Genomic DNA, 14,304 nt, shown 5'->3' with positions numbered 1-14,304 from the left:
TGCGTCTGCTCGCCGCGGAAACTCAGGGGACGACCGACAGGAACACGTAGGCGGCCAGCAGCACCAGGTGCACCTCGCCCTGCAGCCGGGTGGCCCGCCCGGGCACCACGGTGAGCACGCTGATCACCACGGTCAGCGCGAACAGCACCAACTGGGTGGCGCCCAGGCCCAGCAGCAGCGGCCCCCCGAACCAGATCGAGGCCAGCGCGATGGCCGGGATCGTGAGCCCGATGCTGGCCAGCGCCGAGCCGTAGGCCAGGTTCAGGCTGGTCTGGATGCGGCCCTGCCGCGCCGCCCGCGCCGCCGCGAGCGTCTCGGGGAGCAGCACCAGGGCGGCGATCACCACCCCGACGAACGACTGCGGAAAACCGGCCGCCGAAACGAGGTGCTCGATCGTCGGCGACTCCTCCTCGGCCAGCCCCACCACCGCGACCAGCGCCACCAGCAACAAGCCCACGCTGCGCAGCGTGGCCGCGGTGCTCGGCGGCTCAGCGTGGCTCTCGTCCTCGAAAAAGCTCTTCTGGCCCTTCTGCGTGACCGGCAGGAAGAAGTCCCGGTGCCGCACGTTCTGCGTGAAGACGAAGAGCAGGTAGAGCCCCAGCGAGGCGACCGCGGCGAATGCCAGCTGGGCGGGGGAGAATTCCTGTCCGCCCTGGGTGGTGGTGAACGTGGGCAGCGCCAGGCTCAGCGTCGCCAGCGTGGTGAGCGTGGCCAGCGCCGCGCCGGTGCCCTCGGCGTGGAACACGGTCACGCCGTAGCGGTGCGAACCGAGCAGCAGCGACAGTCCCACGATCCCGTTCGTGGTGATCATCAACGCGGCGAACACGGTGTCGCGGGCCAACGTCGATGCCTCGTGCCCGCCGGAGGCCATGAGCGCGACGATCAGCGCCAGCTCGATCGTCGTCACCGCCGTGGCCAGCACCAGCGACCCGAACGGCTCACCGACCCGGTGGGCGACCACCTCCGCGTGGTTGACGGCGGCCAGCACGGCGCCGATCAGGAACACCGCCACGAGCAGGGCCGGCACGGGCCCGAGCTCCTCGCCCCAGCTCAGCGCGAGCGCGACGACGGAGAACACCGGTACCGCGACCGTCCACGACACGCGTTTCGACATCGCCCGTCATTGTCATCGAAGTTGCCCCGGTTCGCGCGGGACGGCGCGGGGTCATCCCCGCCTACACCGGTCGCAGGACCGCGACGAGGAAGTCGGAGTCGTCGGTCAAGGGCCGCAGATCCCAGGTGGACAGCAACAGGTCGGGCGCGAGGCCGGCGGCCGCCGCGTCCTCGAGGAACCGGCCGAACGCGTAGTCGCGCCCGGCGCCGAAGCCGATCACGGCGCGGCCGTCGCGCCCGAGGTGGGCGCGCACCCGGCTCAGCACCCGGCCGCGGGTACTGGGGGCAAGGAACGCCATGACGTTGCCGGCCAGCACGATGACGTCGAACGGCTCGGCGATGCCGCGCGCGGGCAGGTCGAGTTCGGCGAGGTCGCCGACCAGATACCGGGGTCCGGGATGATCCTGCTCGGCCGCCGCGATCAGCACCGGGTCGACGTCGACGCCGACGACGTGGTGGCCGGCGGCGGCCAGGTACCCGGCCAGGCGGCCGGGCCCGCAGCCGGCGTCCAGGATGCGGGCGCCGCGGGGCACCATCGCGTCGACGAACCGGGCCTCGCCGGCCAGGTCCTCCCCGGCGCGGGCCAGGGACCGGAAACGCTCCACGTACCAGTGCGAATGCCCGGGGTTGGCCGCGACCTTCCGCATCCAGATGCTCTGCTCGCCCATGCGGCCATTGTCGCAACACGGTCGGGGTCCGCGAATGCCGATCACGCGGTCACCGCCTCAGTAGCATGCTCACATGCCGAACAGCGACGGCCTTGCCGAAGGTGACGTGTTCGCCGGATACACCATCCTTCGGCGTCTGGGCGCCGGCGGGATGGGCCAGGTGTATCTGGCGCAGCACCCCCGGTTGCCCCGCCGCGACGCCCTGAAGATCCTGCCCGGCGACCTGACCGGCAACCTCGAGTTCCGCCAGCGCTTCAACCGGGAGGCCGACCTGGCCGCCGGTCTCTACCACGAGCACATCGTCGGCATCCACGACCGCGGCGAATACGAAGGGCAGCTGTGGATCTCGATGGACTACGTCGAGGGCACCGACGCCGCTCAGCTGCTGCGCAGCAACTATCCGTCCGGGATGCCCAAAGCCGATGTCGTCGAGATCGTCGCGGCGGTCGCCGACGCGCTCGATTACGCCCACTCCCGCGGGCTGCTGCATCGTGACGTCAAACCCGCCAACATCCTGCTCGGGCATAGCGGCCCGCGACGGCGCATCCTGCTCGGCGATTTCGGCATCGCGCGGGAACTGGGCGAGATCAGCGGGCTGACCGCGACGAACATGCTGGTGGGCACGACCGCCTACTGCGCGCCCGAGCAGCTGCGCGGCGCCGACGTCGACCCGCGCGCCGACCAGTATGCGCTCGGTTGCACCGCGTTCAACCTGCTCACCGGGTCCGCGCCGTTCGCGCACTCCAACCCGGCGGTGGTCATCGGCCATCACCTGTCGACGCCGCCGCCGCGCGTCGGCGATCGGCGCCCGGACGCAGCGGACCTCGACGCGGTCATCGCCACGGCGATGGCCAAGAGCCCCGACGAGCGCTTCGCCACGTGCACGGACTTCGCGACGGCACTGGCCGGCCAACCGGCCACCGCGCCGGCACCCGTGACACGGCGCGCCGACGCCGGCGCCGCGCCGACGGAGGTGATCGCGCGCCCGGCAGGGGCGGCGCCGAAAGCCCGCGGTCGCCGCCCGGGTCCGGTCACGGTGGTCGCGGCGCTCGTCGCCGTCGCGCTGGTGGGAGTGGCCGCGGTGGTCGGCATGCACCTGCTGGGCGGAAAGTCCCGCCAACCGGCGAGCAGCGCGCCCTCCCCCTCGGCGGCGGCGCCGCCGGGCGGCCCGGCGGCGGCGGCGCCGGGCGGCGCCGCCGCGGTACCCCCGTCGCCGCCGGCGATCACGCTGTCCACCCAGATCACCGATCAGTCCGGCGTGCTGGGGCCCGTCGAGCACGCGGCCGTCGACAGGGCGCTCACCAAGCTCTACAACGGCCGCGGCACCCGCCTGTGGGTGGTCTACGTCAAGAACTTCGGCGGCCTGCGGTCGTTCAGGTGGGCCGAGAACGCGGTGCGCGCCAACGGGTTGGGCGACAGCGACGCCCTGCTGGCCATCGCCACCGACGAGCCGTCCTATTCGCTGCGGGTGCCGGGTGCGCTGGTCAACGGGACGGCCATCGACGTCGAGAAGATCCGCCGCGACCGCGTCGGTCCGGCCGTCTACCACCATGAGTGGGCCCGCGCCGCGATCGCCGCGGCCAACGGCCTCGACGCCGTGCCCGGTTAGCCCTCCGGCCCGAGCAGCACGTCGGCGTCGAAACAGCTGTGGTCGCCGGTATGGCACGCGCCGCCCACCTGGTCGACCGTCAGCAGCACGGCGTCACCGTCACAGTCCAGCCGCACCGAATGCACATGCTGCGTGTGGCCCGAGGTCGCGCCCTTGACCCACTGCTGCGCGCGGGACCGCGAATAGTACGTGGCCTCGCGGGTTTCCAGGGTGCGCGCCAGCGCCGCGTCGTCCATCCAGGCGACCATCAGCACGTCGCCGCTGCCCCGCTGCTGCACGACGGCGGTGAACAGGCCCTCGGCGTTGCGTTTCAGGCGTGCGGCGATCCGCGGGTCCAGCGTCACCGCACGACCACCCCCGCGGCCGCCATCGCCGCCTTCACCTGCCCGATCGTGAGCTCGCGGAAGTGAAAGACGCTGGCCGCCAACACCGCATCCGCGCCGGCCGCGACCGCGGGCGCGAAGTGCTCGACCGCGCCGGCCCCGCCACTGGCGATCACCGGCACGGTGACCGCGGAACGGACCGCGCGCAGCATCGCCAGGTCGAACCCGGCCTTGGTGCCGTCGGCGTCCATCGAGTTCAGCAGGATTTCCCCCACCCCCAGATCGGCCCCGCGCGAAGCCCACTCGACGGCGTCGATACCGGTGCCGCGCCGGCCCCCGTGGGTGGTGACCTCCCAGCCCGAGGGGGTGGGCGCCGACCCCGGCGGCACCGTGCGGGCGTCGACCGACAGCACGATGCACTGCGAGCCGAACCGCCTTGCCATTTCCTCGAGCAGGTCGGGCCGGGCGATCGCGGCGGTGTTGACCGAGACCTTGTCGGCGCCCGCACGCAGCAGCGTGTCGACGTCGTCGACCGTGCGCACCCCGCCGCCGACGGTCAGCGGAATGAACACCTGATCGGCGGTGCGGCGCACCACGTCGAGCATCGTCGCCCTGCCCGACGACGACGCGGTCACGTCCAGGAAGGTCAGCTCGTCGGCGCCTTCGGCGTCGTAGGCGGCCGCCAGCCCCACGGGATCGCCGGCGTCGCGCAGGTTCTCGAAGTTGACGCCCTTGACGACCCGCCCCGCGTCGACATCCAGGCACGGGATGACCCGTACGGCAAGACCGTTGGCGGGAGTGTCCGGACCCATCTCAGTAGTCCTCGGGTGCGCCGGTGGCGCGCAGAAGTTCGAGGATCTCGCCGTGCACCCCGGGCGCCGCGGCCAGCACCGACCGCGCCGCGGGCGTCCACGCCTCACCGGCAAGGTTCGTGACGATGCCTCCGGCGGCCCGCACCAGCGCCACCCCGGCGGCATGGTCCCAGATGTGGTCCCCGAAACTGATTGCCCCACCCAGGATCCCGTCGGCGACGTAGACGAGGTCGATGCCGGTGGAGCCGTGCATGCGCAGCCGCGACGACACCCTGCTGAGGTTTTCCAGCACGGCCATCCGATAGCGTCCGGGAAAGCGACCCCGCGCGTCGGCACTGAACGTGCCGACCCCGACCAGGCTGTCGGCCAGTTTGGTGTCGCCCAGCGACGGTTGCGGCACACCGTTTTTCAGCAACGGACCCTCGGCGACGGCGGTGTAGCGCTCGTCGACGAACGGCAGCCAGGTCAGGCCCGCCACCGGGTCCCCGTCGTGCAGCAGGGCCAGCAGGATCGCGGCCATCGGCGACCCGGCGGCGTAGTTGAAGGTGCCGTCGATCGGGTCCAGCACCCACACCCACGGCGCGCCGACGTCGGTGCCGCCGAACTCCTCGCCGTGCACGCCGATCCCGGTGGCCTCGACCAGCGCGGCGACCACCTGCCGCTCGATCGCCAGGTCGATCTCGGTGGCGAAGTCGTTGCCCTGCTTGGCAACCGCCGAAACGGCCCGGCGGCCCTCCAGGAACCGCGGCACGGCGGCGTCGAGGATCGCCGAGGCCTGGGCGACCAGCGCGGTGAGATTCATCGCGGGCCCTACCCGCGCACCGCGGCCAGCGCCTGCGGCAGCGTGAACCGCCCGGCGTAGAGCGCCTTGCCCACGATGGCGCCCTCGACGCCGCGGCCGACAAGGGTGGCGATCGCCCGCAGGTCGTCCAGGCTGGACACCCCGCCGGAGGCGATCACCGGGGCGTCGGTGCGTTCGGCGACGCCGGCCAGCAGGTCCAGGTTGGGCCCGCCCAGCGTGCCGTCCTTGGTTACGTCGGTGACGACGTAGCGCGAACATCCTTCGCCGTCAAGGCGTTCCAGCACTTCCCACAGGTCGCCGCCATCGGTTTCCCAGCCGCGCCCCCGCAGCCGGTGTGCTCCGTCGTCGATCTGGACGTCCAGCCCGACGGCCACCCTGTCGCCGTGCTCGGCGATGGCGCGGGCGCACCACTGCGGGTTCTCCAGCGCCGCCGTGCCCAGGTTCACCCGGGCGCAGCCGGTGGCCAGCGCCGCGGCCAGGGAGTCGTCGTCGCGGATGCCGCCCGACAGCTCCACCCGCACGTCGAGCTTGCCCACCACCTCGGCGAGCAGGTCGCGGTTGGAGCCGCGACCGAACGCGGCGTCCAGGTCCACCAGGTGGATCCATTCGGCGCCGTCGCGCTGCCAGTTCAGTGCGGCGTCCAGCGCCGTGCCGTACTCGGTTTCACTGCCCGCCTTGCCCTGCACCAGGCGGACGGCACGCCCGTCGACCACGTCGACGGCGGGTAACAGAATCAGCGACATCTCCCTACAACGCCTCCACCCAATTGCTCAGCACCGCCGCACCGGCGTCCCCGCTCTTCTCGGGGTGAAACTGGGTGGCGGACAGCGCACCGTCCTCGACCGCGGCCAGGAAAGGCACCCGATGGGTGGCCCAGGTCAGCATCGCCTCCGGGGCCCCCTCCCAGCGCTGCGCGGCGTAGGAGTGCACGAAATAGAACCGGGCGTCGGCGTCCAGCCCCTTGAACAGCACACTGCCCGGCGCGGCGTCCACCACGTTCCACCCCATGTGCGGGATCACCGGGGCGCGCAGCCGGGTCACCTCCCCGGGCCACTGCCCGCACCCCTGGGTCTGCACCCCGAACTCGATGCCGCGGGCGAACAGGATCTGCATGCCCACGCACACCCCCAGCACCGGACGGCCGCCCGCGACCCGGTCGGCGATGATGCGCCGGCCGCCGATCCGGCCCAGGCCGTTCATGCACGCCTCGAAGGCGCCGACGCCGGGCACCACCAGCCCGTCGGCGGCCGCGGCGGCCCCCGCGTCGGAGGTCACCTCGACTGACGCGCCGACCCGCTGCAGCGCGCGCTGCGCCGACCGCAGGTTGCCCGAGCCGTAGTCGAGGACCACAACGGACTTCGTCCGAGAAGTTGACGTCACAGAACACCTTTGGTGGACGGCACACCCGACACCCGGGGATCGGGCTCGACGGCCGCACGCAACGCGCGGGCCACGGCCTTGTACTGCGCCTCGGTGATGTGGTGCGGATCGCGCCCGTAGAGAACGCGGACGTGCAGCGCGATGTGCGCGTTGGCGGCCAGCGACTCGAACACGTGCCGGTTGGCGACGGTGTGGTAGGGCACCGAACTGCCTCCAATAGTGGTGCGCAACAAGTGATCCGGCTCCCCGGTGTGCACGCAGTAGGGCCGCCCGGACACGTCGACCGCGGCGTGAGCCAGCGTCTCGTCCATCGGGATGAACGCGTCCCCGAAGCGGCGGATGCCCAACTTGTCGCCGAGCGCCTCCCGCAGCGCCTGACCCAGCGCGATCGCGGTGTCCTCGATGGTGTGATGCCCTTCGATCTCGACGTCGCCCCGGGTGTGCACGGTCAGGTCGAAGCTGGCGTGGCTGCCCAGCGCCGTCAGCATGTGGTCGTAGAACGGGACACCGGTGTCGACGTGGACCACACCGGTGCCGTCGAGGTCGAGTTCGACGACGACGTCGGATTCGCGGGTGCGACGCTCGATGCGCGCGCGGCGGGTGTTCCCGGCGGTCGTGTTGCCGGTTTCGGTGGCGGTCACGGTGCTCCTACGGGGGTGACGGGCGCCAGTTCGGCGGCGGCGAGGTCGGCACTGGCCCGCAGGAACGCGTCGTTCTCCGCGGCCAGGCCGGTGGTGGCGCGCAGATAGCCGGCGATGCCGACGTCGCGGATCAGCACGCCGGCGTCCAGGTAGCGCTGCCAGGCGGCCGGGGCGTCGGCGAACTCGCCGAACAGCACGAAGTTCGCGTCACTCGGGATGACCCGGAAACCCATGTCGCGCAATGATTTCGTCACTCGCTCACGCTCGGCGACCAGGGCGGCGACGCTGCCCAGGGTGTCGCCGGCGTGCCGCAGCGCGGCCCGCGCCGCGGCCTGGGTGACCGAGGACAGGTGATACGGCAGCCGCACCAGCAGCAGCGCGTCGATCACCGCCGGCGTGGCGACCAGGTAGCCGAGCCTGCCACCGGCGAAGGCGAACGCCTTGCTCATGGTGCGGGTGACGACCAGCCGCGTCGGGTACTGCCCGACCAGCGACACCGCGCTGGGCTGCGCGGAGAATTCGCCGTAGGCCTCGTCGACGATCAGGATGCCCGGCACCGCGTCGAGCAGCCGCCGCAGGTCCGGCAGCGAGATGCTCTGCCCGGACGGGTTGTTGGGGCTGGCGACGAACACCACGTCGGGCTTGTTCTCGGCGATGGCGGCGACCGCCTTGTCCACGTCGAGGCTGAAGTCGTCGGCGCGGGGCGCCTCGATCCATGCGGTCCGGGTGGCGTCGGCGATGATCGGATGCATCGAGTAGGACGGGACGAACCCGATCGCGGTGCGCCCCGGCCCGCCGAAGGCCTGCAGCAGCTGCTGCAGAATCTCGTTGGAACCGTTTGCGGCCCAAACATTTTCGACGCCTACCCGGGTTCCGGTCTGGGCGGTGAGGTAGCCCGCCAGGTCGCGGCGCAGCGCCACCGCGTCGCGGTCGGGGTAGCGGTGCAGTTCCGCGGCCGCCGCCCGCACCGAGCGCGTGACGTCCTCGACGAGGGCCGTGCTGGGCGGGTGCGGGTTCTCGTTGGTGTTGAGCCGCACCGGCACCTGTAATTGCGGCGCGCCGTAGGGCGACTTGCCCCGCAGGTCCGCGCGCAGCGGCAGGTCCGCGAGGGTGGGTTGGCGCGCCGTCATCGCTCGAACCTCCGCCGCACCGCCACGCCGTGCGCGGGCAGGTCCTCGGACTTGGCCAGCGTGACCACGTGCCCGGACACGTCCTTGAGGGCCGCCTCGGTGTAGTCGACGACATGGATGCCGCGCAGGAAGGTCTGCACGGACAGGCCGCTGGAATGGCGGGCGCTGCCCGCCGTCGGGAGCACGTGGTTGGATCCCGCGCAGTAGTCGCCGAGGCTCACCGGCGCGTACGGGCCCACGAAAATGGCTCCGGCCGAACGGATTCGGCGGGCGACCCGCGCCGCGTCGACGGTCTGGATCTCCAGGTGCTCGGCGGCGTAGGCGTTGACGACGTCGACCCCGGCATCCAGGTCGTCGACCAGGATGATCGCCGACTGGGGTCCGGCCAGGGCGGTGGTCACGCGTTGTCGGTGCACCGTGGTCGACAGCTGGTCGGCCAGTTCGGCGTCGGTGGCATCGGCCAGGTCGACGCTGGGGGTCACCAGCACGCTGGCGGCCATCTCGTCGTGTTCGGCCTGGCTGATCAGGTCGGCGGCCACGTGCGCCGGGTCGGCGGTGTGGTCGGCGAGGATGGCGATCTCGGTCGGCCCGGCTTCGGCGTCGATGCCCACCCGGGAGCGGCAGAGCCGCTTGGCGGCGGTGACGTAGATGTTGCCGGGCCCGGTGATCATGTCCACCGGCGCCAGCTCGGACCCATCGGTGTCGGTGCCGCCGTAGGCCAGCAGCGCCACCGCCTGCGCACCGCCCACGGCCCACACCTCGTCGACCCCGAGCAGCGCGGCCGCGGCCAGGATCGTCGGGTGCGGCAGGCCGGCGAACCCGGACTGTGAGCGGGCCTGCGGCGGGCTGGCCACCACCAGCGAGGGGACGCCGGCGGCCTGCGCGGGTACCACGTTCATCACCACGCTCGACGGGTACACCGCGTTGCCGCCGGGCACATACAACCCGACCCGCTCGACGGGGACCCACCGCTCGGTGACCGTCGCGCCCGGACCCAGCGTGGTGGTCACGTCGGGGCGACGCTGGTCGGCGTGCACGGCGCGGGTGCGCTCGATCATCACCTGCAGCGCGTCGCGCACCTCGGGGTCCAGTCCGGACAGCGCCGCCTCGAGCACGGCGCCGGGCACCCGCACGGCCCGGGGCCGCACGCGGTCGAACGACGCCCCGTATTCCAGCGCCGCCTGCGCGCCCCGCTCGGCGACGGCCTGCACGATCGGTCGCACCGTGGGAAGGACACTCTCCACGTCGGCGCCGCCGCGCGGCAACGCCCCCCGCAGCCGGGCAGCCGTCAATTCCGTGCCCCGCAGGTCGATGCGGGCGATCACGGGTGCGGGCGTGGCAGTCACGGTGTCCATTGTCCCAGAGCAACTCAAGTCGTTATCCGGCCGGTACAGTGCCGGTGAACACCCGCTCGGGAAAGGGAGCCGTCATGTCCGCAAAGGATCATCCCAACAACGCGCCGGGCGTCCCGATGGTGTTCCCGCCGTGGTTCGAGCGCTTCCAGATCAAATACTTCAACCCGGCGCTCAAGCCGATCGCGCGGTTTCTGCCCGCAACGGCGACCATCAAGCATCGCGGGCGCACGTCCGGCAGGCCCTACGAGACCATCATCACGCCCTATCGCAAGGGAAACGTGCTGGCGATCGCGCTGGGCCACGGCAAGACCAACTGGGTCAAGAACGTGCTCGCGGCCGGCGAGGCCGACGTGCAGTTGCGCCGCAACCGCGTGGTGCACATCACCAACCCGCGGATTCTGCCGGCCGGCTCAGCGGGCCCCGACGCGGAAAACCTGCCGAGGATGGCGCGCCTGCAGTTGCGCCGCATCGGGGTGTTCGTCGGCGACATCGTCGCCTGAAGCCGGCGCGTTCCGCGCGTCGAGACATCAACCAGCGCGATGCGCGCCGGCGTGTCGGGTGCGTGATTTATGTGTCGCGGCGGGGCGCACCGGCGCCCGCCTACATGTCCAGGCCGATGTCGAGCACCCGCACCGAATGGGTCAGCGCTCCGACCGCCAGGTAGTCCACCCCGGTCGCGGCATAGGTCGCCGCCGTGTCGAGGCTGAGCCCGCCGGACGATTCCAGCAACACGGCGGGTGCGCGCGAGTCCCGGCGCTGCACGGCGATCTGCGTCTGCCATACCGGGAAGTTGTCCAGCAGGACCAGCTCGGGCTTTTCGGCCAGCACCGCGTCCAGCTGCGCGAGGGAGTCGACCTCGACCTCGCAGGGCAGGCCCGGGGCCGCTGCGCGCACCGCGCGCAGCGCCTCGACCACCGATCCGGCGGCCACCACGTGGTTGTCCTTGATCAGGGCCGCGTCGCCGAGCCCGAGCCGGTGGTTGACGCCCCCGCCGACCCGTACCGCATACTTCTGCAGCAGCCGCAGCCCGGGCAGGGTTTTGCGGGTGTCGCGGATCTGGGCCCTGGTGCCCTCGACCGCCGCCACCCAGGCCGCGGTCGCGGTGGCGATCCCCGACAGGTGACAGATCAGGTTCAGCATGGTCCGCTCGGCGGTCAGCAACCCTCGGGTGGGCGCCCGCACGGTCAGCAGGGCCTCCCCCGGCTGCAACGGGGTGCCGTCCTCGAGGCGGTGCACCACCTCGTAGCCGCCGGCACCGAGCACCTCGTCGAGAACCAGCACCGCGACGTCCACCCCGGCGACCACGCCGGGTTCCCGGGGCACCATCGACGCCGTGGCCACCGCGTCGCCGGGAACCGTCGCCAGCGTGGTCGCGTCGGGCCCGTAGCACAGATCCTCGTCGAGGCCCCGCCGGATGGTGTCGCGGGCGGCGGCCCGCTCGGAGTCCGACAGCATCGTCAACCCACCGCTGCCAGCGTCTCGACCAGCACCGACGTGCGGTCCTGGGCCAGCCGCAGCACGCTGTTGCGGGCCTGTTCGGGCGCGGTGTCGGGGTGTTCGGCGCGATGGTGACAGCCCCGGCTCTCGGTGCGGGCCAGGGCCGCGGCGGTCACCGCACGCGCCGTCATCGCCAGCGCGACGTCCTCGAAATCGCGGCGTCCCGCGACGTGACGCACCGGCGCGCCCGACAAGACCGCGGACAACCGCCGCAGCCCGGCAGCATCGCGCACGACCGCGGCGTCGCGGCTCATCGCGCGCTGCAGGTCGTCGCGCCGCGGCGCGCTGCACGCCAGGGGCTCGGGCGCCTCGGCGTGCACCCGCCCGGCCGCCGCGGCGTGTGCCGCCGCGGCCGTGCCGGCGCGGCCGCCGACCACCAGCCCCTCCAGCAGGCTGTTGGACGCCAACCGGTTCGCGCCGTGCATCCCGGTGCGGGCCACCTCGCCCGCCGCGAACAGCCCCGGCAGCTCGGTGCGGCCGTACACGTCGGTGACGATCCCGCCGCAGCTGTAGTGCGCCCCCGGGACGACCGGCATGGGTTGCCGGACGGGGTCGATGCCCGCGGCCCGGCACGCGGCGGTGACGGTCGGGAAGCGGGCCTCGAAGCCGTCGATGCCGCGGGCGTCGAGCAGGACATACGCGTCGCCGGTGGCCTTCATCCGGGCGTCGATGGCGGCCGCGACGACGTCGCGCGGCGCCAGGTCCGCCATCGGGTGAACGCCGTCCATGATCGAATTGCCTTGCCTGTCAAGCAGTATCGCGCCCTCGCCGCGGATGGCCTCGGTGATCAGGGGCCGCCGTCCGCCGGCGGCGGCGAACAGCATCGTCGGGTGGAACTGGATGAACTCGACGTCGCCGACCGCGACGCCGGCCCACAGGGCCAACGCGATCCCGTCGCCGGTGGACCCGCCCGGGTTGGTGGTGGCGCCGTAGAGATGCCCGAGGCCGCCGGAGGCCAGGATCACCGACGGCGCGCTGATGATCCCGTGGCCGTCCGGATTGCCCACCAACACCCCGGTGACCGCCCCGCCGTCGTGCAGCACCCGCAGGGCCACGTGGCCGGTGCGGATGTCCAGCGCGGCCGCGGCGTCGTCGAGCGCGCGCTGCACCTCGGCCCCGGTGGCGTCGCCGCCGGCGTGCACGATCCGGCGCCGGGAGTGCCCGCCCTCGCGCGTCAGCGCCCACCGGCCGGGGACGGCCTCGTCGAATCGCGCCCCGTCACCGACCAATTCGGTCACCGCGCGGTAGCCGTCGGCCACGATCGAGGTGACCGCGTCGGGATCGCACAGGCCGGCGCCCGCGGCCAGGGTGTCGGCGACGTGGGCGTCGACAGAGTCGTCATTGTCGGGCAGCACCACCGCGATGCCGCCCTGGGCGTAGTGCGTGGCGGTCACGGCGTGTGTCTGGTCGGCCTTGGACAGCACCACGACGTCACGGCCGGCGCGCCGGGCGGCCAGTGCTGCGGTCAATCCGCCGACGCCGGTGCCGATGACGACCACGTCGGCGGCCGCCGTCCACGCCGCGGCGGCCGTCATTCCCCACCGCCCGGCTGACCGATCTCGATCATCCGCTGCACGCTGCGCCGGCCCGCGGCGGCGATGTCGGGTTGGACGTGCACCTCGTCGGCTCCCTCGACCAGGCAGCGCAGCAGGGCCGCGGGGGTGATCATCTTCATGTACCTGCACGACGCGCGGTCGTTGACGGCCTGGAAGTCCACCTCCGGTGCGGCCCGGCGCAGTTGGTAGAGCATGCCGACCTCGGTGGCGACCAGCACCTTGCGGGCCTGCGTGGCGTGGGCGGCGTCGAGCATGCCGCCGGTGGACAGGATCTTGACCCGGTCCGGCGGGAAGGCGCCCTCGCCGGCGAGGTACAACGCCGACGTCGCACAACCGCACTCGGGATGCACGTACAGCTCGGCGTCGGGGTTCGCGCGGGCCCGGTCGGCGAGTTCGTCGCCGTTGATGCCGGCGTGCACGTGGCATTCACCGGCCCACACGTGCAGGTTGGTGCGCCCGGTGACGCGGCGGACGTGCGCGCCCAGGAACTGGTCCGGGCAGAACAGCACCTCGCGGTCGGGGTCGATCGATGCGACGACGTCGACCGCGTTGGACGACGTGCAGCAGATGTCGGTGAGCGCCTTGACCGCCGCGCTGGTGTTGACGTAGGAGACGACGACGGCGCCGGGGTGTTCGTCCTTCCACGCGCGCAGGTCGTCGGGGGTGATCGAGTCCGCCAGCGAGCACCCGGCCCGCTGGTCGGGGATGAGCACGGTCTTGTCCGGGCTGAGGAGCTTGGCGGTCTCGGCCATGAAGTGCACGCCGCAGAACACGATGGTGTCCTCGGGCGCGTCGGCGGCGATCCGCGACAGCGCCAGCGAGTCCCCCACGTGGTCGGCGACATCCTGGATGGCGGGCAGCTGGTAGTTGTGCGCGAGGACGGTGGCGTTGCGCGCCGTGGCCAGTCGGCGGATCTCGGCGGCCCACTGCGCGTCGGCGTCCACGCCGCTGTAGCCGGTGGGCGAATCCGCGATGTCGGTGATTTTGCTGGCGATGTTTTCCGCGAACGTGTCCATGCCTTTCAGCACCGTCACGGCGGCTCCTTTCGGCCCCGAGGTTTTCGACTTAGAATCGAAAACATGACCAATGGTAACACCGCGCACGAAGTGCTCGCCGTCGTGTTCCAGGTTCGCCACGTGACCGAGCAGGTCAAGGCGGGAGCCCGAAAAGAGAAACCGCAGCTTAACGTGCTGTTATGGCAGCGCGCCAAGGATCCGCAGGAGGGCGCGTGGTCGCTGCCGGGCGGGCGGCTGCGCAACGACGAGGACATGACGACCTCGGTCCGGCGCCAACTGGCCGAGAAGGTCGACCTGCGCAAGCTGGCACATCTCGAGCAGCTGGCGGTCTTCTCCGACCCCCACCGGGTGCCCGGCAACACCCGAAGGATCGCATCCACGTTCCTGGGCCTGGTGCCCTCC

The 14,304-nt window shown here is 72.2% G+C and carries 16 protein-coding genes; 3 read left to right on the top strand and 13 right to left on the bottom strand.

Translation table 11 applies throughout. The features are described from left to right. Positions 1-22 precede the first annotated feature (22 nt). Positions 23-1,114, bottom strand: a complete 1,092-nt coding sequence (locus FPZ47_RS16595; protein WP_144952880.1) for a calcium:cation antiporter — start codon at positions 1,112-1,114, stop codon at positions 23-25. A 61-nt stretch (positions 1,115-1,175) separates the two neighbouring features. Further along, complete coding sequence (locus FPZ47_RS16590) at positions 1,176-1,781, bottom strand: class I SAM-dependent methyltransferase (protein ID WP_144952882.1); 606 nt, start codon at positions 1,779-1,781, stop codon at positions 1,176-1,178. Positions 1,782-1,854: 73 nt separating this feature from the next. On the opposite strand from FPZ47_RS16590, the gene FPZ47_RS16585 reads away from it, so the two are divergent. Beyond that, on the top strand, positions 1,855-3,390 hold the full coding sequence (locus FPZ47_RS16585; RefSeq protein ID WP_144952884.1) for a serine/threonine-protein kinase: 1,536 nt from the start codon (positions 1,855-1,857) through the stop codon (positions 3,388-3,390). Here FPZ47_RS16585 and hisI read toward each other — a convergent pair. The 8 genes from hisI to hisD are packed head-to-tail and all read right to left on the bottom strand — an operon-like array spanning position 3,387 to position 9,803. Then, positions 3,387-3,734, bottom strand: a complete 348-nt coding sequence (gene hisI, locus FPZ47_RS16580; RefSeq protein WP_144952886.1) for a phosphoribosyl-AMP cyclohydrolase — start codon at positions 3,732-3,734, stop codon at positions 3,387-3,389. The genes FPZ47_RS16585 and hisI overlap by 4 nt on opposite strands. Then, a complete protein-coding gene (gene hisF, locus FPZ47_RS16575; RefSeq protein ID WP_144952888.1) occupies positions 3,731-4,525 on the bottom strand; it encodes an imidazole glycerol phosphate synthase subunit HisF in 795 nt (264 codons plus the stop codon). Before hisF ends, hisI begins: the two co-directional genes overlap by 4 nt. A 1-nt stretch (position 4,526) precedes the next feature. Then, the gene (locus tag FPZ47_RS16570; protein ID WP_144952890.1) at positions 4,527-5,327 is read right to left on the bottom strand and encodes an inositol monophosphatase family protein; all 801 of its coding nucleotides are present in this window, start codon (positions 5,325-5,327) and stop codon (positions 4,527-4,529) included. Between the two features lie 8 nt (positions 5,328-5,335). Next, the gene (gene priA, locus FPZ47_RS16565; protein ID WP_144952892.1) at positions 5,336-6,070 is read right to left on the bottom strand and encodes a bifunctional 1-(5-phosphoribosyl)-5-((5-phosphoribosylamino)methylideneamino)imidazole-4-carboxamide isomerase/phosphoribosylanthranilate isomerase PriA; all 735 of its coding nucleotides are present in this window, start codon (positions 6,068-6,070) and stop codon (positions 5,336-5,338) included. A gap of 4 nt (positions 6,071-6,074) precedes the next feature. Beyond that, positions 6,075-6,707: an imidazole glycerol phosphate synthase subunit HisH gene (gene hisH / locus FPZ47_RS16560; protein WP_144952894.1), complete on the bottom strand. Its 633-nt coding sequence runs from the start codon at positions 6,705-6,707 to the stop codon at positions 6,075-6,077. After that, positions 6,704-7,348, bottom strand: a complete 645-nt coding sequence (hisB, locus tag FPZ47_RS16555; protein WP_144952896.1) for an imidazoleglycerol-phosphate dehydratase HisB — start codon at positions 7,346-7,348, stop codon at positions 6,704-6,706. Before hisB ends, hisH begins: the two co-directional genes overlap by 4 nt. Continuing rightward, positions 7,345-8,478, bottom strand: a complete 1,134-nt coding sequence (locus FPZ47_RS16550; protein WP_144952897.1) for a histidinol-phosphate transaminase — start codon at positions 8,476-8,478, stop codon at positions 7,345-7,347. Before FPZ47_RS16550 ends, hisB begins: the two co-directional genes overlap by 4 nt. Continuing rightward, positions 8,475-9,803 carry a histidinol dehydrogenase gene (gene hisD / locus FPZ47_RS16545; RefSeq protein WP_144952911.1) on the bottom strand — a complete coding sequence of 443 codons (1,329 nt, stop codon included), beginning with the start codon at positions 9,801-9,803 and terminating at the stop codon, positions 8,475-8,477. The genes FPZ47_RS16550 and hisD overlap by 4 nt, the downstream gene beginning before the upstream one ends. A gap of 104 nt (positions 9,804-9,907) precedes the next feature. On the opposite strand from hisD, the gene FPZ47_RS16540 reads away from it, so the two are divergent. Beyond that, positions 9,908-10,333, top strand: coding sequence for a nitroreductase family deazaflavin-dependent oxidoreductase (locus FPZ47_RS16540; RefSeq protein ID WP_144952899.1), 426 nt, complete (start codon positions 9,908-9,910; stop codon positions 10,331-10,333). 100 nt (positions 10,334-10,433) lie between these two features. Here the strand turns inward: FPZ47_RS16540 and nadC are convergent, their stop codons facing one another. The 3 genes from nadC to nadA are packed head-to-tail and all read right to left on the bottom strand — an operon-like array spanning position 10,434 to position 13,920. Beyond that, entirely contained in the window at positions 10,434-11,288 is an 855-nt protein-coding gene (gene nadC / locus FPZ47_RS16535; protein WP_144952901.1) for a carboxylating nicotinate-nucleotide diphosphorylase, read from the bottom strand. A 2-nt stretch (positions 11,289-11,290) separates the two neighbouring features. Continuing rightward, the gene (locus tag FPZ47_RS16530) at positions 11,291-12,865 is read right to left on the bottom strand and encodes an L-aspartate oxidase (RefSeq protein ID WP_144952903.1); all 1,575 of its coding nucleotides are present in this window, start codon (positions 12,863-12,865) and stop codon (positions 11,291-11,293) included. Beyond that, positions 12,862-13,920 (bottom strand): quinolinate synthase NadA, encoded by a 1,059-nt coding sequence (gene nadA / locus FPZ47_RS16525; RefSeq protein WP_168209478.1) that lies wholly within the window; start codon positions 13,918-13,920, stop codon positions 12,862-12,864. Before nadA ends, FPZ47_RS16530 begins: the two co-directional genes overlap by 4 nt. 45 nt (positions 13,921-13,965) lie before the next feature. Between nadA and FPZ47_RS16520 the strand changes: the two genes are divergently transcribed. After that, on the top strand, positions 13,966-14,304 hold a 339-nt coding region (locus FPZ47_RS16520), incomplete at its 3' end, for an NUDIX domain-containing protein (protein ID WP_145039512.1).

The organism is Mycobacterium helveticum (assembly GCF_007714205.1).
Lineage (GTDB): Bacteria > Actinomycetota > Actinomycetes > Mycobacteriales > Mycobacteriaceae > Mycobacterium > Mycobacterium helveticum.
Note: the sequence above shows the minus strand (reverse complement) of the source record. Positions and strands in the feature narration are given on the sequence as shown.